The organism is Amycolatopsis sp. YIM 10 (assembly GCF_009429145.1).
In the GTDB taxonomy this organism is placed as follows: Bacteria; Actinomycetota; Actinomycetes; order Mycobacteriales; family Pseudonocardiaceae; genus Amycolatopsis.
The window spans coordinates 1,130,258-1,146,879 of the sequence record NZ_CP045480.1 but is presented as its reverse complement, the minus strand read 5'-3'; the positions used below and the strand labels follow the sequence as shown (position 1 = coordinate 1,146,879).

Genomic DNA, 16,622 nt, shown 5'->3' with positions numbered 1-16,622 from the left:
GTGGGGCATGACTCGCGTTCGTCGCGAGTCATGCCCCACTCGGGCGTTCAGTGATGGATCAGACGGTCAGGGTCCAGCTGTCGAGGTACCCGGTGTCCGCCCGGTAGACGTCCTGCACCCGCAGCTTCCACACGCCGTTGGCGGCTTCCGAGGAAGCGTTGACGGTGTAGCTGGCGTTCAGGTCGTCGCCCGAGTCGTTGTTCGAGTTCTTCACGCGGTACGCGGTGCCGTCCGGCGCGAGCAGGTCGATCACCAGGTCACCGCGGTAGGAGTGCTTGATCTGCACGTCGACCTTGGTGGTGGCGCTGGCGTTGCGCGCGCACTGGGCAACGGTGATGGAGCTGGTCACCGCGGCCGCCGGAGCGTCCGGAATGGACACATCGGTGGCGTTCGCGGTGGTCGCGCACGGCGTCGGCTCCGGGTCCGGCGTGCCGGTCCCGGTGTAGAGCAGCACGTTCGGCGAGCCGGTGCCCGGGTTGGTCACCTTGTCCTTGGTGCCGTTGGCGACCAGCGCGGCGGAGACCTGCGCCGGGGTGGCCGCCGGGTTCGCCGCCAGGTACAGCGCCGCGCCGCCGACCACGTGCGGGGTGGCCATCGAGGTGCCGCTGATCGTGTTGGTGGCGGTGTTGCCGCCGATCCACGCCGAGGTGATGCCGCTGCCGGGCGCGAAGATGTCCAGGCAGTCACCGATGTTCGAGAAGCTCGAGCGCGCGTCGGTGTTGGTGGTCGAGCCGACGGTGATGGCTTCCTTGGTGCGCGCCGGCGAGGTGTTGCACGCGTTGGCGCCGGTGTCGTTGCCGGCGGCGAGGCCGTAGGTGACGCCGGAGGCGACCGAGTTGCGGACCGCGTTGTCCAAAGTGGTCGAAGCGCCGCCGCCGAGGCTCATGTTGGCGACCGCGGGCTTGGCCGCGTTGGCGGTCACCCAGTCCACACCGGCGATGACGCCGGCGGTGGTGCCGGAACCGCTGCAGTTCAGCACGCGGACGGCGACCAGCTTGGCCGCCTTGGCCACGCCGTGCGCGGTGCCGCCGACGGTGCCCGCGACGTGCGTGCCGTGGCCCTGGCAGTCGGTGGCGTTGTTGTCGTTGTCGACGAAGTCGTAGCCGTGCGTGGCCCGGCCGCCGAAGTCGTTGTGCGTGGTGAGGATGCCGGTGTCGATGATGTACGCGGTGACGTTGGCCGCGTCGGTGCTGTAGCTGTACTTCTGGTCCAGCGGCAGGTTGCGCTGGTCGATCCGGTCGAGCCCCCAGGACGGCGGGTTCAGCTGGTCGGCGCTGGCCCGCATCACCTTGTTCTGCTCCACGTAGGCCACCGACGAGTCGGCCGCCGCCCGCTTCGCCTGCGTCTCGCTCATGTTCGCGGAGTAGCCGCGCACGCTCGCGTTGAACAGCCGGTCCAGCGTGCCGCCGTGCCGGTTGAGCACGTTCTTGGCCGTGCCCTCCACCGACTGCGCCGACACACCGTCCTTGAGCACCACGATGTAGCTGCCAGGTACCGCGTCGGCGCTGTTCGCGTCGACGACCGTGCCTTCCTGTGCCGCGGTGGCGGTGGTGCCGCCGAGCACGGTCAGCACGGCGACACCGGCCGCCAGGCCTAGCGCGGCCATTGGTCTGCGCTTGCTCATCTGGGTCCTCCCATGGGCAGGGTTCGCCGACCCGCCGCGCGGAGCGACGGGCAGTCGAAGGGGGTTACCGGGGAACGGAGCTGTGCGCGGTGGGTGAAAGGATCTTCACCCTCTGTCGCACGCATGAGAGCGTAAGTCCGAGATTCCCCCGAAGGTAGACCTTGAAATCAACTTTCCCACGGAGTATGTGGCTACTCGAACGGCCGCCGACGAAAGTAGGGACTACCACGCGGTTGCCCGCTTCAGCGGCCTGCGGCAGGGTTCGGCGCATGCTGATCCGCCGTGGGACCGACGCCGACGACGCCGCCATCCGGGTGGTGCACGATGCCGCGTTCGCCAAGCCGGATGCACCCGGTGCGGAAACGGTGGAGGCGAAGCTGGTCGGCGAACTCCGCGCGGACGGCGACCTGCTCCCGGCGTTGTCGCTGGTCGCGGAGATCGACGGCCGGATCGCCGGGCACGTCTGCTGCAGCCACGCGCGGATCGGGAGCACCCCGGGCCCGGTCGGCCTCGGGCCGCTGGGCGTGCTGCCGGAACTCCAGTCCACCGGCGTCGGCTCGGCGCTGATGCACGCGGTGATCGCCGCCGCGGACGCACTGGACCTGCCGGCGATCGTGCTGCTCGGCTCCCCCGGCTACTACTCCCGGTTCGGCTTCGCGCCCGCCGCGGAATTCGGCATCACACCGTCCACTCCGGACTGGGAGCCGTACTTCCAGGTGCGCCCGCTGACGACCTACTCGAAGGACCTCACCGGCACGTTCCACTACGCACCGGCGTTCGATCGTCTCTAGGCGCTGTCCGGTGAGGCTGCTCGCCGGACAGCACCTAGCTGGCCAATCCGTTGTCTCGCAAGAACTTCTCGGCTATGTCGAGCGGGTTCTGCTTTTCCTCGCTGAACTCCACGTTCAACCGGGTCAGCTTCTCGGTGGTCAGCACGGCGGAAACGTCGTTGAGCGCCTTCGTCTCGCGCTCGTTCAGCGTGCCCTTGGCCACCAGCGGCACGATGTTCTGCGCGGGGAACATCGACTTGTCGTCCTCCAGCGGCACAAAACCGTTGGCGGTGATCGTCGATGACGTGCTGAACAGGTCCGCCACCTGGATCTCGCCCGAACGCAACGCGGCCACGGTCACCGGACCGCCGGTGTCGGTGGTCCGGATCTCCTTGAACTCGCAGCCGTAGAGCGTCTTGATCTTCTCCTTCCACCGGTCGCTCCACTGCCCCGGTCCGCCGAAGACCAGCTCACCGCAGCGCCGCCCGAGATCGGAGAAGGTCCGTACCCCGGAGTCGGCGAGTTCCTTGCGCACCACCAGGAGGTCCTTGTCCTCGGCGGGTGCCTGGTCGAGCACCTCGAACCCGGCGGGCAGCTTCTGCCGCAGCTCGGCGTAGACGTCCTCGGAGGTGGTCGCCCCGGTGTTCTTGTCGAAGTACCGCAGCAGGTTGCCGGAGTAGTCGGGCACCACCGACAGCGACCGGTCCTGCAACGCCTTGACCACCACCTCGCGGCTGCCCACCGGCGGCCGCACGGTGACGTTCTCCGCCCCGGCGTTGCGCAGCGCACCCGCGTAGATCTGCGCCAGCAGCAGGCTTTCGCCAACGTCCGAGGCGCCGATGATGATCTCGCCGGTCGGGCCGCCCTCGGCGCCGCCTTCGAACGGATTGCCGCAGGCGGTGGTGAGCAGCGCGATCACCGCCAGCAGAACTCCGAGCCGCCGCTTCACTGGCTGCCTCCCGCCGCCTTGGCCTGCTTCCCGGCGGCCAACGCGGCCAGCCGGACTCCCTTCGGCACCACGGCCCGTTGCAGGCCCGCGAAAACCAGGTCCAGCGCGATGGCCAGCAACGCGGTCAGCACCGCACCGGCGACCACCTTGCCGTAGTCGAACACCGCCAGCCCGTCGAGCAGGAACCGGCCGAGGCCACCGAGCCCGACGTAGGCCGCCACCGCCGCGGTCGCCACCAGCTGCAGCACCGCGTTGCGCACGCCGCCGAGCACCAGCGGCAGCGAGATCGGCACCTCCACCTTCCACAACCGCTGCCAGCCGGTCATTCCGACGCCCTGCGCGGCGTCGACCACCCCGTGGTCGGTGGCCTGCAACCCGGCGTAGGTCCCGGCGAGGATCGGCGGAATGGCCAGCACCACCAGCGCGATCGTGGTCGCCGGACCCTCCACTGTGAACAGCAGGAAGAGAAAGGTGACCAGGCCGAGCGTGGGCAGCGCGCGGATCGAGTTGCTGCCGGCCACCAGCACCACCGCGCCGCGCCCGGTGTGCCCGACAAACAGGCCCAGCGGAACCGCGATGACCAGCGCGATCACCAGCGCCAGCAACACGTAGCCGACGTGCTCGGCGAGCCGGTTCGGCACCCCGTCCACGCCCTGCCAGTTGGCCGGATCGCCGAACCAGCTGAAGATCTCGTTCATCCCGCACCCCCCGCGGTCACGTCGGCCGCCGGTTTGGCGGTGGCCCGCTGCCATGGCGTGCTCACCCGGAGCAGCCACACCAGCAGCAGGTCGGTCACCAGCGCCAGCAGCAGCGTGAGCACGATGCCGACCACGATCGGCGAGAAGTACTCGCGCTGGAAACCGTCGGTGAACAACACCCCGAGGCCGCCGGTGCCGATCAGCGCGCCGACGCTGACCAGGCTGATGTTGCTCACCGCACCGACGCGCACGCCCGCGGCGAACACCGGCACCGCCAGCGGCAGCTCGACGGTGAAGAAGCGGCGAACCGGCTGGTACCCGATCGCGGTGGCGGCCGCGATCACCGGCGGGGACACCGAATCCAGCGCGTCCAGCACCGGGCGCACCAGCAGCGCGGTGGTGTAGATGGTCAGCGCCACGACAACGTTGATGCTGTCCAGGATCTTCGTCCCGATCAGGCCGGGGATCACCACGAACAACGCCAGCGACGGAATCGTGTAGAGCAGGTTCGACACCACCATCGCCACCCGGCGCGCGGCCTTCCATCGCTTGCCCGCCCAGCCGACCGCCACCGCCAGCACCACGCCGAACACCAGTGGCAGCAGGGCGAGATAGATGTGCTCGAGCAGGTTCTGCAGCAGTTGCGCGCGGTTGTTGGCGCTGGACAGGTAACGACCCAGCTCGTCGAAGAACTCGCCCATGGCCCCGCCCCCTATCCGGCCGCTCCCTGCGGGTGCTGCTCGATCACGTCCAGCACCTGGCGAGCGGTCACCGCGCCGATCACCCGGCCGTCGTCGTCGACCACCACGCCGAGGCTGGCCGGGGAGGACAGGGCAGCGTCGAGCGCGCCGCGCACCGGAGTGCCCTTCTGGTACAGGGAACCGCCCGCGACCAGGTCGCTCTCCGCCAGCTCACCGTCCACAGTGGAATTCGGTGGCAGCCAGCCGCGGGGTTCGCCCTGCTCGTTCACCGCGATCCGCCAGGTGGCGCCCTCGCCGGGCACGCTGCCGACGTCGACCGTCTCGATCGGATCGATCCGCACGTCTTCCGAAGTCAGGAAGGACAGGCCGCGGTAACCGCGGTCCTTGCCGACGAAGGAGGCCACGAAGTCGTCGACCGGGTGTCGCAGCACGTCCGACGGCGTGCCGTACTGGGCGAGCTTGCCGCCCACCCGCATCACCGCGACCTTGTCGCCGAGGCGGACGGCTTCGTCGATGTCGTGCGTGACAAAAACGATGGTCTTGCCGAGCTGCTGCTGGAGGCGGAGCAGCTCGTCCTGCAGGCCCTCGCGCACGATCGGGTCCACCGCGGAGAACGGCTCGTCCATCAGCAGCACCGGCGAGTCGGCGGCGAGCGCCCGCGCCACGCCGACGCGTTGCTGCTGACCACCGGAAAGCTGCGCCGGGTACCGCTTGCCCAGCTCCGACGGCAGGCCGACGGTCTCCAGCAGCTCGGCCGCGCGGTCGCGCGCCTTCGCCTTGCCCCAGCCGGACAGCAGCGGCACGGTGGCCACGTTGTCCAGCACTGTCCGATGTGGAAAGAGGCCGGCGTGCTGGATGACGTACCCGATGCCGCGGCGCAGTTGCGCCGGCGGCGAGTCGCAGACGTCCTTGCCGTCCAGCAGCACGGTGCCCGAAGTCGGCTCCACCATGCGGTTGATCATCCGCAGCGAAGTGGTCTTGCCGCAGCCGGACGGCCCGACGAACACGGTGATGGTGCCGTCCTCCACCGTGAGACTGAGGTTGTCGACCGCGACGGTCCCGTCCGGGTACTTCTTCGTCACGCCCTGGAACTCGATTGCCACGTGGCACTCCCATCCCGACCCTGGAGGGTCCACAGGTCGAAAAACCCTAGCCCAGATCAAAGCCGGCGGCACGGCATTCCATATGTTGTGCGTCGTGAGTTCACTGAACGAGGTCCTGTCGTCCCACGGCGTGCGGCAGCGGCCGCTGCGCACGGCGATCGCCCTTCTCGGAGACGGCTGGATCCGGTTCGACGAGCTGGTCCGGCGGGCCGCGGCGCCCCGCCGGAGTGTGGAAGAACTGCTGGAATCGCTCGGAGACGACCTCGAACGCGACGGGGATGCACTACGGCTGCGACCGTCCGCCGCGGCGGCGTATGCCGATTTCCGGCCGCGTACCGAGAAAAACGCGCCCGAGCTGCTGGCGGAGATGTCGCGGCTGATCGAGCGCGTGCCCCCGCCGCTGCCCGCGCTGGACCACGTCCAGGCCACCGCGGAAACCGTGGTGCGGCGCGCGGTGTGGCTCGGCGCACAGTACGAGCTGGGCAGGCTGCTGTTCCTCGGTGACCACGACCTCACCTCGCTGGCCGTGCACGCGCTGCGGCCCGAAGCCGAGCTGACCGTGGTCGATCTCGACGAGCGCGTGCTGGCCTATGTGGACGAGCACTCCGGAGGCGCGATCCGCACGCTGCACGCCGATCTGCGGGTCGGCCTGCCACACGCCGCCCTCGGCAGCGCGGACCTGGTGTTCAGCGATCCGCCGTACACGCCGGAGGGCATGGGCCTGTTCGCCGCGCGCGGGGTGGAGGCGCTGGCGGATCCGCCGCTGGGCAGACTGCTGCTGGCCTACGGGTACAGCCCGCGACATCCCGCGCTCGGCGCGCAGGTGCAGCAGGAGCTGCTGCGACTGGGGCTGACCTTCGAGGCGATCCTGCCGGACTTCCACTCCTACCACGGCGCGCAGGCGATCGGCGCGAGCGCGGACCTGTACGTCTGCCAGCCGACCGCTCGCGCGCGCAAGCAGAAGGTCAAGCAGGGCATCTACACGCACGGCCCGCAGTCGGTGGAGTCCTCCGCCGGTGGCACGGCGCTGATGGACCGCGTGCGCGAGATCGCCGGCCGGCCGGTGGTGGAAACGGCGCGCGCGGACTGGTCGAAGCCGATCAACGGCGAGGCGCTGGCCTTCGACCTGCGCGGGGACCCGGGCCCGTGGCTGCTGCGCGTCCTGCTGGCGGCCAACGCGTCACGGCTGGCGATCCTGGTGCCGAACTCGCACCCGGACCTGGTCAACGCCGCCGCGCAGGCCGACCTGCACGCGCTGGTGAGCCGGAAGTACCAGCTGAAACTGCTGCGGAGCCTGCCGGACAACAAGCACGCGGTGGTGGTCGCCGACCTGGTCGACTCCCCCGCCGTCCCCCTGACCCGGGCCCACGCCCGGCTCGCGAACGTGCCCGGGGTGGATCCGGCGCTGCACCCCTACCGCCTGATCGATCTCCCCCGCCACACCCTCGCCGACCTGCTCCCCACCCTCTGACACCAAACGGGGCGCCGCTCACCCCGAGCGGCGCCCCGTTGGGCGTAAAGGGCAACTCAGGAGTCGACGCCGTCCTCGCCGGCGGCCTTCGCGACCGCGGCGGCCACTTCGAGGGCGACCCGCGGGTCGAGCGGGCTCGGCACGATGCGGTCCGGGCCGAGGTCGTCCGAGGCGACCGCGACGATGGCGTCCGCGGCGGCGATCTTCATCCGCTCGGTGATCGCCCGCGCACCCGAGTCCAGCGCCCCGCGGAACACGCCGGGGAAGGCCAGCACGTTGTTGATCTGGTTCGGGAAGTCGCTGCGCCCGGTGGCCACGATCGAGGCGTACTTGGCGGCCACGTCCGGGTGGATCTCCGGGTCCGGATTGGACAGTGCGAACACGATCGAGTCACCGGCCATGGTGGCCAGCAGCTCCTCCTCGATGGTGGAACCCGACAGCCCCAGGAACACGTCGGCGCCGCGGATGGCCTCGGGCAGCCCGCCGGTGAGCCCGCTGGCGTTGGTCGACGAAGCCAGCCCCTGCTTCACCGAGTTCAGCCCGTCGCGACCCTCGTGGATGATGCCCTTCGAGTCCAGCACGGTCACCTCGCCGATGCCGGCGGCCTGCAGGATCCGCGCGCAGGCCACACCGGCCGCGCCGGCCCCGGAGATCACCACCCGCTGGTCGGCGAGGTTCTTGTCGAGCACCAGGTTCGCCCCGCGCAGCGCGGCCAGCGCCACGATCGCGGTGCCGTGCTGGTCGTCGTGCATGACCGGGCAGTCGAGCGCGGCCTTGAGCTTGTCCTCCAGCTCGAAGCAGCGCGGCGCCGCGATGTCCTCCAGGTTCACCGCACCGTAGGACGGGCGCAGCCGGACCAGCGTCTCGACGATCTCGTCCACGTCGGTGGTGTTGAGCACCAGCGGGATCGAGTCGAGGTCGGCGAAGGTCTTGAACAGGACCGACTTGCCCTCCATCACCGGCAGCGAGGCGCTCGGGCCGATGTCGCCGAGGCCCAGCACGGCGGTGCCGTCGCTGACCACCACGACCAGCCGCTCGGCCCAGGTGTAGCGCCGCGCGAGCGCGGTGTCCTCGGCGATGGCGCGGCTGACCTTGGCCACGCCGGGCGTGTAGGCGATCGACAGGTCACGCGCGACCGAGATCGGACGCCGGGCGGCGACGGAGAGCTTTCCGCCTTCATGACCGATAAAGATCTCCTCGTCGGTCACCGGCGTGCTGTCTTCGTTCATGGCTTTTCCCGTCATGGTTCCGTCTTCACCGGAAACCGAACCTTCGACTGGTGCGTAGGTCACTGGACTTTTCTCCCGGGACTTCGAACAGGGAAACGGCGGACGCCGTCCCTGGGTTGCTTGGGCTCCTCGAGCGCGGCTGTCCAGCGCGGTAGCGCCTACGACCGGGCGAGGCGTCCGTCGATGCCCGTGGTGAGGCTGCATCTGGTCCGGCTCCCCGGCGGGGGAACCGCGGACGCGGCGGTCCGGACAGTGTGGCAGGCCGGTTGGTGGTTGTGGCCCCCTGGTGCGGTTGATGTCACATATTCAGGGGTTTTCCCTTGGCGGAAGGGGTTTTAGCAAGACGTCCGTCCGGATTGGGAAGCCCTGCCCTCGGTGGTTGCCGTCGGAAGTCCTTCGCGGGTATCGGCGGATCCAGGTTTCCGCTGGCCGTCGAGTCCCCGAAGAACTTCCGATGGTGACCACTAAGCTGTGGCCATGCAGGTGCGCCAGTTGGCCGTGCGGGATTGCTTCGAGTTCACCCCGCCTCAATTCCCCGATCACCGCGGTCTGTTCGCCGCGCCGTTCCAGGAAGAGGTATTCCTCGAAGCGGTCGGCCACCCGCTGCACCTCGCGCAGACGAACTTCAGCACCTCGCGGCGCGGCACCATCCGCGGCATCCACTTCGCCGACACCCCGCCGGGGCAGGCGAAGTACATCCACTGCTCGCGCGGCGCCCTGCTCGACGTGGCGGTCGACCTCCGCGTCGGCTCCCCCACCTTCGGCGCGTGGGACGCGGTGCGGATGGACGCCGAAGACCAGCGCGCGGTCTACTTGCCGGAGGGCATCGGCCACGCCTTCGCCGCGCTCGAGGACGACACCGCGATGACGTACCTGTGCTCCACCGGCTTCAATCCCACCGCCGAGCACGGGGTGAACCCGATGGACCCGGAACTGGGGCTGCCGTGGCCAACCGACCTGGAGCCCATTCTGTCCGAAAAGGACCGTGACGCGCCGACGCTGGCGCAGATGGCCGCCGAAGGCAGGCTGCCCACCTACGAAGCGTGCATGGCGCGCTACGAGGAACTGCGTGGAGCCGTCACTTATCGGTGACCCGGTTTCCTCGTGACCCAGATGGTGATCGTGGCGGTGACCACCGGTTTGCCCGCCTTGTCGCGGATCACCACCGGTACGCCGACCTCGGCGCCCTCGTCGCCGAACTCCGGGATCTCCGCCAGTTCCGCGACCGCGGTCAGCCCGGTCTCCGCCTTCGCCACGTACTCCACCGACATGCCCTTGGGCAGCCAGCGGTGCGTCGGCGGCACGGTCGCCTCGGCGAGCATGCCCATCGCGATCTCGGCGAGGTTGCACGCCGCGATCGCGTGGAAGGTCTTGAGGTGATTGTGGACTCCCCACCAGTTCGGGGCGGACACCTCGCACCGGCCGGGCCGTAGGTCGCGGACGTGCGGCAGTACCGTGCGGAAGTACGGCACACGCAGGCACATCGCGGCCGAGAAGAGCAGCTTGCCGCCCGGCCTGGCGGCCAGCGACCGCCACATCGGATAGGTCCGCACGATCGGTTCACCTCCGTTGTTACTCGCGAGTAGCGAAGCACATCGGCGGCTATATTCCAACCTGTGGCACACCCCTTCTTCCTACTGCGGCACGGCCAGACCGAATGGTCGGCGCAGGGCAAGCACACCGGCCGGACCGATCTCCCGCTCACCGAAACCGGCCGTGAGCAGGCCAGATCCGCGGGCCGGACGCTGGCGGAGCGGCTGCCGGGCGAACCGGCCGAGGTGCTGTCGAGCCCGCGACGGCGCGCGCTGAACACCGCCGAACTCGCCGGGCTCACCGTGTCGGAGGTCACCGAGGACCTAGCCGAATGGGACTACGGCGACTACGAGGGCATCACCACCGCGGAGATCCGCGAGACGGTGCCCGGCTGGACCGTCTGGTCGCACCCGATGCCGAACGGCGAAACCGCCGGAGCGGTCACCGCGCGCGCCGATCGCTTGCTGGCCAGGGTCCGAACGCTGCTGGCCGAACGCCCGGTGGTGCTGGTGGGGCACGGGCACTTCAGCCGCGTGCTGGTGGCGCGCTGGCTCGAACTCGCGGCCACCGAAGGCGTGCGGTTCGCCCTCGAACCCGCCGGGCTCACCGAACTCGGTGACGAACGCGGCGTGCCGCAGTTGCGTCACCTGAACATCCCGCCCCACTGAGCACACCCCGAAAGGAAAACCTTTGTCGCAGTTCACCATCCGCCGCGTCCGAGAGTCCGATGTGGACGCTGTGGTCGGCCTGGTCCACGACCTCGCCGAGTTCGAGAAGGCGCCGGAGGAGTGCCACCTGGAAGCCGCGCAGCTGCACACCGCCCTGTTCGGCGAGCGGCCCGCGGTGTTCGGCCACGTCGCCGAGTCCGGTGGGGAGATCGCCGGCTTCACCCTGTGGTTCCTGAACTTCTCCACCTGGCGCGGGGTGCACGGCATCTACCTGGAAGACCTCTACGTGCGGCCGGAGCACCGCGGCACCGGACTGGGCAAGGCGCTGCTCGCCACGCTCGCCGAGGAGTGCGTGCGGCAGGGCTACGGGCGCCTGGAGTGGTCCGTGCTCGACTGGAACCCGGCGGTGGAGTTCTACCGCGCGCTGGGCGCCGAGCCGATGGACGAGTGGACCGTGCACCGCCTCGCCGACGAGCCACTGCGCAAGCTGGCCGAGAGCCTCTAGCTGTCCCGACCGCGGCGGCGGCGTTCGGCATCGCGCTCGGACGCCTCCGCCTCGTCTTCGCCCTCGGCCATGCCCAGCACCCACGCGCGGGACGGGCGGCGGAACAGCAGCACCACCACGAGCAGGCCACCGATGATCAGCGGCACCCCGTAGCCGGGCCGTCCCGACGGGCCGGCGGTGTACCAGCCGATGCCGACCACCATCAGCGCGACCACCACCGACGGCGAGCGCGCCCACGTGTGCCCCAGCAGCAGGCCGATGCCGCAGGCCATGGTCCCGGCGCCGAGCACGGCGTAGTACCCGGCCTCGGCGTAGATGTTGCTCGCCCTGGCCCCCTCCGCCCCGAAGGCGCTCACCAGCAGGATCACCGCGATCACCACCGAGGCCAGACCGGGGATCGCGGTGAGCGCACCGGCGAGGCGTACCTCACGCGGCGCCGGCTGGATCTTGTCGGCGAACGGCACGTGAACTGCACCTTCCGTACTGCCGGAACGGGGCACGGCGCCGGTGCGGACCCTGCCGAACAGTGTCCAATCGAGACGGGTGACCGTGCGTGAACACATTCGATGTTATGCCACCCGGTCGGCCGTTTTCGCCCGGGCGCCGCACAGGTCAAGATCTGGGTGTCGTCTGATGAGCCGGGCGGTCCCGGGGTGCACTTGTCACGACGAGCGTTGGTCCACGCCGATCGAGAAGGAGGCCAGCCGGCACAGTGACGAGGCTCGCAGCTTCCCGCTGACGGTCGGAACCCGTGCGTTTCTGACCTACCCTGCGGTAGTGCGCGCAGTACTGATCGTCAACCCGCAGGCCACCGCGACCACCCCCGGTGGCCGGGACGTGCTCGCGCACGCGCTGGCCAGCGAGGTGAAGCTCGACGTGGTCGAGACCGACTACCGCGGTCACGCGCTCGCGGTGGCCCGCTCGGCCGCCCGCGACGGTATCGAGCTGGTGGTCGCCCACGGCGGCGACGGCACGGTCAACGAGGTCGTCAACGGCTTGCTGGCGGACAACCACGGCGTGCCCGGCGGGGCGCACCGGGTGCCGGCGCTTGGCGTGGTGCCCGGCGGCTCGGCGAACGTGTTCGCCCGCGCGCTCGGCCTGCCGAGGGATCCGGTCGAGGCGACCTACCAACTGCTGCAGGCGATCGAGCACGAGCGCACCCGCCGGGTGGGGCTCGGCCTCGCCGACGGCCGCTGGTTCACCTTCAACGCCGGGCTCGGCTGGGACGCCGACGTGGTGGCCGGGGTGGAGAAGCGCCGCGGCAAGCGCGCCAGCCCGGCGCTCTACACCCGGATGGCGCTCGCCTGCTACTTCCGCCCGCCGCACGGCCGCCCGCCGCTGACCGTGCGGGTGCCGGGCGCGGAACCCACCGCGGTGCGCACCGCGTTCGTCTCCAACACCGATCCGTGGACCTATCTCGGGGACCGCCCGGTGCACCTGAACACCGAGTGCTCCTTCGACAGCGGACTGGGATTGTTCGCCCTTCGGAGCATGGCCATGCCGACCGTGCTCAACCAGGCCAGACAGGCGCTGCGCACGCGGAGCAGGCACCGGGGCAAGCGTTTGCTGCGTCACGATGACCTGGCGATAGTGCGCATAGACGCCGACGAGCCGGTAAACTTCCAGGTGGACGGTGACCTGATGGGTCAGCGAAGCAGTGTGGAGTTTCTCAGCGTGCCGGATGTGCTGACGGTGATGGTGTGACGGTCACCGCGGCCGGTGTCACGGAGCTGGTGATCGTGCGCGGCAAAGTGGTTGGTGCCGTTCGTCGATCGGAAACCTCCGTTCACCGCATCTCCCCTTCCGTCCAGCGGCCAGTTTCGGACTGAAACCGCAGGTCAGGCTAGTCGCCCGGCCGGGTGAGGTGACTCACCGATCCGCAGAAAACTCTTGTCGAAAACGGGTCTTCGTGAAAGCATTCACAAGCACCCCAAAAAACGACCGCCATGACGACTGTGGCGCGGACTGCCGCGCCATCATGAAGGAGCTCAGTAAAATGGACTGGCGCCACGACGCGGCCTGCCGAGACGAGGACCCCGAGCTGTTCTTCCCCGTGGGGACCAGCGGTCCTGCCATCTCCCAGGTAGCCGCGGCGAAGGCCGTGTGCCACCGTTGCACCGTCGCTTCCGATTGCCTGGCCTGGGCTTTGGCCAGCGGGCAGGATGCCGGCGTGTGGGGCGGGATGAGCGAAGACGAGCGACGCGCGCTCAAGCGTCGCCGTGCGCACATCGGCACGCGCACCAACGCCTGATTTATCTCTCCAGCACCACCCGCGGCCGACGCCCGCCACATCCGCCGGCGCCACGGCCGCCAGGGACCATCGAGTCCCTCCGCCAACACGTTTGAGGGCGGGCACCGTCTCAGGTGCCCGCCCTCAAGTGTTTCCGGGGTCCCTCGCCCGCTCAGAGGCGGCGCGACAACGGGATGCGCAGCGCGGCTTCCGTGCCGCGACGGCCGCCACCCTCGGCCGCGCGGCCGGGGCGCAGCGAAAGCGAGCCGCGCAGCTCGGATTCGATGAGCGTTCGCACGATCTGCAAACCGAGGCCGTCCGCGCGCTCCAGTGAGAAGCCCTGCGGCAGGCCCTGGCCGTCGTCGCTGATCACGATGTCCAGCCAGCGCGCCGACCGCTCGGCGGAGATCTGCACCTTGCCCGGCCGTCCGCCGGGGAAGGCGTGCCCGACCGCGTTCTGCACCAGCTCGGCGACCACCATCACCAGCGGGGTGGCGATCTCGGCGACCACCACGCCGAACGTGCCGGTCCGCGACAGCGTCACCTGCGCCTCGGCGGTGGCCACCTCACCGACCATCGGCAGCACGTTGTCCAGCAGCTGGTCCAGGTCGACCCGCTCGTCGACGGACATGGACAGCGCCTCGTGCACCATCGCGATCGACGACACCCGCCGCACCGACTCGCCGAGCGCCAGCCTGGCCTCGTCGCTGGCCGTGCGCCGCGACTGCAACCGCAGCAGCGCGGCCACGGTCTGCAGGTTGTTCTTCACGCGGTGGTGGATCTCGCGGATCGTCGCGTCCTTCGACAGCAGCGCGCGATCACGCCGCTTCACCTCGGTCACGTCGCGGACGAGCACCAGCGCACCGGCCGGCTGCCCGGCGGGGCGCAACGGCAGCGCGCGGAACAGCACGACCGCGCCGCGGCGGGAGTCGGCCTCGGTGCGCGACCCCGGCTTGCCGTCGAGCGCGTCGATGATCCGGTGGGAGACCTCGGTGGCGTCGAACGGGTCGCGGATCAGCGAGCGGGTCAGCGGCGCGAGCCGCACGCCGACCAGATCGGACTCGTAGCCCATCCGGTGATAGGCGGACAGCCCGTTCGGACTGGCGAAGACCACGGTGCCCGACTGGTCGAGCCGGATCAGCCCGTCGCCGACGCGCGGGCTGGTGTGCACGTCGGTGAGCGTGCCGTCGGCCGGGAAGCTGCCGTCGGCGATCATCTGGCACAGGTCGGCCGCGCTGCCGAGATAGGCGATCTCCAACGGGCTCGGCACCCGGGGCGAGGCCAGGTTCGTCTCGCGGCTGAGCACCGCGATCACCTGCTTGCCGAAGGTCACCGGGATCGCTTCCCGCCGCATCGGCAGGTCGCGGTACCAGTGCGGGTCCTCCTCGCGGCTGATCTTCACCTCGCGCATCGCGCGTTCGAGCTGCGGGTGCTCGTCGACGGTGAACCGGCTGCCGACCACGTCCTCGGGATGAGCGGTCGGTGCGGTGGTCGGCCGGGCCTGCGCGACGCAGACGAAGTCGCCGCCGTCGGGCTGGACGCTCTCGGCCACCGGCACCCAGAGCAGGAAGTCGCTGAACGACAGGTCGGCCAGCAGTTGCCATTCGGCCACCACCGACTGCAGGTGGTCGGCCGCTTCGCCGGACAGCCCGGTGTTCTCGGCCAGCAGATCGGAGAGAGTGCTCACGCACCTATTCCAGCACGGCCAGCAGGTCGCCCTCCTGCACCACGTCCCCTTCGCCGACGGCGAGCCGCGAAAGCTTGCCCGCACCCTCGGTGAGCACCGGGATCTCCATCTTCATCGATTCCAGGAGCACCACGGTGTCCCCGGTGCCGAGGTCGTCCCCGACCTTGGCGACCACCTTCAGAACGTTGGCGACGATCTCGGCCCGGATCTCCTCGGCCATCGGCGATGCCCTCCTGCGCTCGAGTGGAACTCAATCCAACCAGAGGAGCGGGGCCGCGGCACAGGCCGAACACCCCTGTTCTAGGGCACATGCCACACTAGGGGGGTTGCCCGGGTAGAGATCCACCGAGGAGTGATCCATGTCGAAGCGAGCTCGCAAGCGCCGCGACCGTAAGAAGAACGGCGCCAACCACGGCAAGAAGCCCAACGCCTGAGCTCGGCGTGGGAAAAGCCCCGGCCACCCGAAGGTGACCGGGGCTTCTTCGTGCCGGGTTACTCGGTGACGCGTTCCACCTCGATCTCGGTGCGCTCGATGACCTTGCCCGAGCGCTCCTCGACGGTCTTGCGGATCGACGCGCGCAGCTTGCTCTTCAGCTCGGCCGGGGCGAGGTCGCCACCGCACTTGCGCGCCAGGATCTGCTTGATCTGCTCGTCGATCCCGTACTCCTCGAGGCAGGGCGGGCACTCGTCGAGATGCCTGCGCAGCTCGACCTCGTGCTCCTTGCTGCACTCCTTGTCGAGGAGCAGGTAGATCTCGGCCAGCGCCTCGTCGCAGTTGACCTTCGCCTGGCCGTCGTCACCGGAGCAGTGGTTCATCGCCCCGCCACCTCCTGCTTGGGCCCGCGGATGAACCCGCGTTCACGAGCCACATCGGCGAGCAGCTCGCGCAGCTGGGCGCGGCCGCGGTGGAGGCGGGACATCACAGTACCGATCGGGGTGTCCATGATCTCAGCGATTTCCTTGTAGGCGAAGCCCTCGACGTCGGCGAGGTAGACGGCGAGACGGAAGTCCTCCGGGAGCCGCTGCAGCGCGGCCTTGACGTCGGCGTCCGGCAGCTTGTCCATGGCCTCGACCTCGGCCGAGCGCAGGCCGACCGAGGAGTGGTTCTCCGCCTTGGCCAGCTGCCAGTCGGTGATCTCCTCGGTGGGCTGCTGCACCGGCTGGCGCTGCCGCTTGCGGTAGCCGTTGATGTAGGTGTTGGTCAGGATGCGGTACATCCAGGCCTTGAGATTGGTGCCCTGCTTGAAGGAGGCGAACGCGGAGTAGGCCTTGAGATAGGTCTCCTGCACCAGGTCCTCGGCGTCGGCCGGGTTCCGGGTCATCCGCATCGCGGCCGAGTACAGCTGGTCCAGCAGGGGCATCGCGTCGCGCTCGAAGCGCTCGGTGCGCGCCCGCACGTCCTCCTGCTCGGTGGCGGCAGACTCTGAGGTGCTCGGCAAACCGTTCCCTTCCCA

The 16,622-nt window shown here is 69.7% G+C and carries 20 protein-coding genes; 8 read left to right on the top strand and 12 right to left on the bottom strand.

Annotated features, from left to right (window positions below; genetic code table 11):
* Positions 1 to 58 precede the first annotated feature (58 nt).
* Positions 59 to 1,624, bottom strand: a complete 1,566-nt coding sequence (locus YIM_RS05680) for a S8 family peptidase (RefSeq protein WP_153029324.1) — start codon at positions 1,622 to 1,624, stop codon at positions 59 to 61.
* Between the two features lie 269 nt (positions 1,625 to 1,893).
* Here YIM_RS05680 and YIM_RS05675 point away from each other — a divergent pair, with 269 nt between their 5' ends.
* Positions 1,894 to 2,415 carry a GNAT family N-acetyltransferase gene (locus YIM_RS05675; protein ID WP_153029323.1) on the top strand — a complete coding sequence of 174 codons (522 nt, stop codon included), beginning with the start codon at positions 1,894 to 1,896 and terminating at the stop codon, positions 2,413 to 2,415.
* Positions 2,416 to 2,449: 34 nt separating this feature from the next.
* On the opposite strand, the gene YIM_RS05670 is transcribed toward YIM_RS05675, so the two are convergent.
* Genes YIM_RS05670 through YIM_RS05655 form a run of 4 tightly spaced genes read right to left on the bottom strand, consistent with a single transcriptional unit; the run spans position 2,450 to position 5,845 of the window.
* Positions 2,450 to 3,343, bottom strand: coding sequence for an ABC transporter substrate-binding protein (locus tag YIM_RS05670; RefSeq protein WP_153029322.1), 894 nt, complete (start codon positions 3,341 to 3,343; stop codon positions 2,450 to 2,452).
* A complete protein-coding gene (locus YIM_RS05665) occupies positions 3,340 to 4,041 on the bottom strand; it encodes an ABC transporter permease (RefSeq protein ID WP_153029321.1) in 702 nt (233 codons plus the stop codon). The genes YIM_RS05670 and YIM_RS05665 overlap by 4 nt, the downstream gene beginning before the upstream one ends.
* Positions 4,038 to 4,742: an ABC transporter permease gene (locus tag YIM_RS05660; protein WP_153029320.1), complete on the bottom strand. Its 705-nt coding sequence runs from the start codon at positions 4,740 to 4,742 to the stop codon at positions 4,038 to 4,040. Before YIM_RS05660 ends, YIM_RS05665 begins: the two co-directional genes overlap by 4 nt.
* Positions 4,743 to 4,753: 11 nt before the next feature.
* Complete coding sequence (locus YIM_RS05655) at positions 4,754 to 5,845, bottom strand: ABC transporter ATP-binding protein (protein ID WP_153029319.1); 1,092 nt, start codon at positions 5,843 to 5,845, stop codon at positions 4,754 to 4,756.
* Positions 5,846 to 5,939: 94 nt separating this feature from the next.
* On the opposite strand from YIM_RS05655, the gene YIM_RS05650 reads away from it, so the two are divergent.
* Positions 5,940 to 7,316 (top strand): bis-aminopropyl spermidine synthase family protein, encoded by a 1,377-nt coding sequence (locus YIM_RS05650; protein ID WP_153029318.1) that lies wholly within the window; start codon positions 5,940 to 5,942, stop codon positions 7,314 to 7,316.
* A gap of 56 nt (positions 7,317 to 7,372) precedes the next feature.
* On the opposite strand, the gene YIM_RS05645 is transcribed toward YIM_RS05650, so the two are convergent.
* Positions 7,373 to 8,545, bottom strand: coding sequence for an NADP-dependent malic enzyme (locus YIM_RS05645; protein ID WP_153029317.1), 1,173 nt, complete (start codon positions 8,543 to 8,545; stop codon positions 7,373 to 7,375).
* A gap of 477 nt (positions 8,546 to 9,022) precedes the next feature.
* Here YIM_RS05645 and YIM_RS05640 point away from each other — a divergent pair, with 477 nt between their 5' ends.
* Positions 9,023 to 9,637: a dTDP-4-dehydrorhamnose 3,5-epimerase family protein gene (locus YIM_RS05640; RefSeq protein WP_153029316.1), complete on the top strand. Its 615-nt coding sequence runs from the start codon at positions 9,023 to 9,025 to the stop codon at positions 9,635 to 9,637.
* Here the strand turns inward: YIM_RS05640 and YIM_RS05635 are convergent.
* On the bottom strand, positions 9,628 to 10,083 hold the full coding sequence (locus YIM_RS05635) for a hotdog fold domain-containing protein (RefSeq protein ID WP_153036813.1): 456 nt from the start codon (positions 10,081 to 10,083) through the stop codon (positions 9,628 to 9,630). The genes YIM_RS05640 and YIM_RS05635 overlap by 10 nt on opposite strands.
* Positions 10,084 to 10,161: 78 nt before the next feature.
* Between YIM_RS05635 and YIM_RS05630 the strand changes: the two genes are divergently transcribed.
* Together YIM_RS05630 and YIM_RS05625 are read left to right on the top strand one after the other, a co-directional pair.
* Complete coding sequence (locus tag YIM_RS05630; protein ID WP_153029315.1) at positions 10,162 to 10,746, top strand: acid phosphatase; 585 nt, start codon at positions 10,162 to 10,164, stop codon at positions 10,744 to 10,746.
* Between the two features lie 22 nt (positions 10,747 to 10,768).
* Entirely contained in the window at positions 10,769 to 11,251 is a 483-nt protein-coding gene (locus YIM_RS05625; protein ID WP_153029314.1) for a GNAT family N-acetyltransferase, read from the top strand.
* Here YIM_RS05625 and YIM_RS05620 read toward each other — a convergent pair.
* Positions 11,248 to 11,715 carry a hypothetical protein gene (locus tag YIM_RS05620; protein ID WP_194240050.1) on the bottom strand — a complete coding sequence of 156 codons (468 nt, stop codon included), beginning with the start codon at positions 11,713 to 11,715 and terminating at the stop codon, positions 11,248 to 11,250. The genes YIM_RS05625 and YIM_RS05620 overlap by 4 nt on opposite strands.
* A gap of 313 nt (positions 11,716 to 12,028) precedes the next feature.
* Between YIM_RS05620 and YIM_RS05615 the strand changes: the two genes are divergently transcribed.
* Both YIM_RS05615 and YIM_RS05610 read left to right on the top strand, forming a co-directional pair.
* Positions 12,029 to 12,955 carry a diacylglycerol kinase family protein gene (locus YIM_RS05615; RefSeq protein ID WP_153029313.1) on the top strand — a complete coding sequence of 309 codons (927 nt, stop codon included), beginning with the start codon at positions 12,029 to 12,031 and terminating at the stop codon, positions 12,953 to 12,955.
* 292 nt (positions 12,956 to 13,247) lie between these two features.
* Positions 13,248 to 13,502, top strand: a complete 255-nt coding sequence (locus YIM_RS05610) for a WhiB family transcriptional regulator (RefSeq protein WP_113694291.1) — start codon at positions 13,248 to 13,250, stop codon at positions 13,500 to 13,502.
* A 151-nt stretch (positions 13,503 to 13,653) separates the two neighbouring features.
* On the opposite strand, the gene YIM_RS05605 is transcribed toward YIM_RS05610, so the two are convergent.
* Entirely contained in the window at positions 13,654 to 15,168 is a 1,515-nt protein-coding gene (locus YIM_RS05605) for a sensor histidine kinase (RefSeq protein ID WP_153029312.1), read from the bottom strand.
* A 4-nt stretch (positions 15,169 to 15,172) separates the two neighbouring features.
* A complete protein-coding gene (locus YIM_RS05600; protein ID WP_153029311.1) occupies positions 15,173 to 15,388 on the bottom strand; it encodes a biotin/lipoyl-binding carrier protein in 216 nt (71 codons plus the stop codon).
* 139 nt (positions 15,389 to 15,527) lie between these two features.
* Here YIM_RS05600 and YIM_RS49920 point away from each other — a divergent pair, with 139 nt between their 5' ends.
* Positions 15,528 to 15,602 carry a 50S ribosomal protein bL37 gene (locus YIM_RS49920; RefSeq protein ID WP_098515123.1) on the top strand — a complete coding sequence of 25 codons (75 nt, stop codon included), beginning with the start codon at positions 15,528 to 15,530 and terminating at the stop codon, positions 15,600 to 15,602.
* Positions 15,603 to 15,660: 58 nt separating this feature from the next.
* Here YIM_RS49920 and rsrA read toward each other — a convergent pair whose 3' ends face one another.
* Complete coding sequence (gene rsrA / locus YIM_RS05595; RefSeq protein WP_153029310.1) at positions 15,661 to 15,984, bottom strand: mycothiol system anti-sigma-R factor; 324 nt, start codon at positions 15,982 to 15,984, stop codon at positions 15,661 to 15,663.
* A complete protein-coding gene (locus YIM_RS05590) occupies positions 15,981 to 16,607 on the bottom strand; it encodes a sigma-70 family RNA polymerase sigma factor (RefSeq protein WP_153029309.1) in 627 nt (208 codons plus the stop codon). Before YIM_RS05590 ends, rsrA begins: the two co-directional genes overlap by 4 nt.
* Between the last annotated feature and the right edge of the window lie 15 nt (positions 16,608 to 16,622).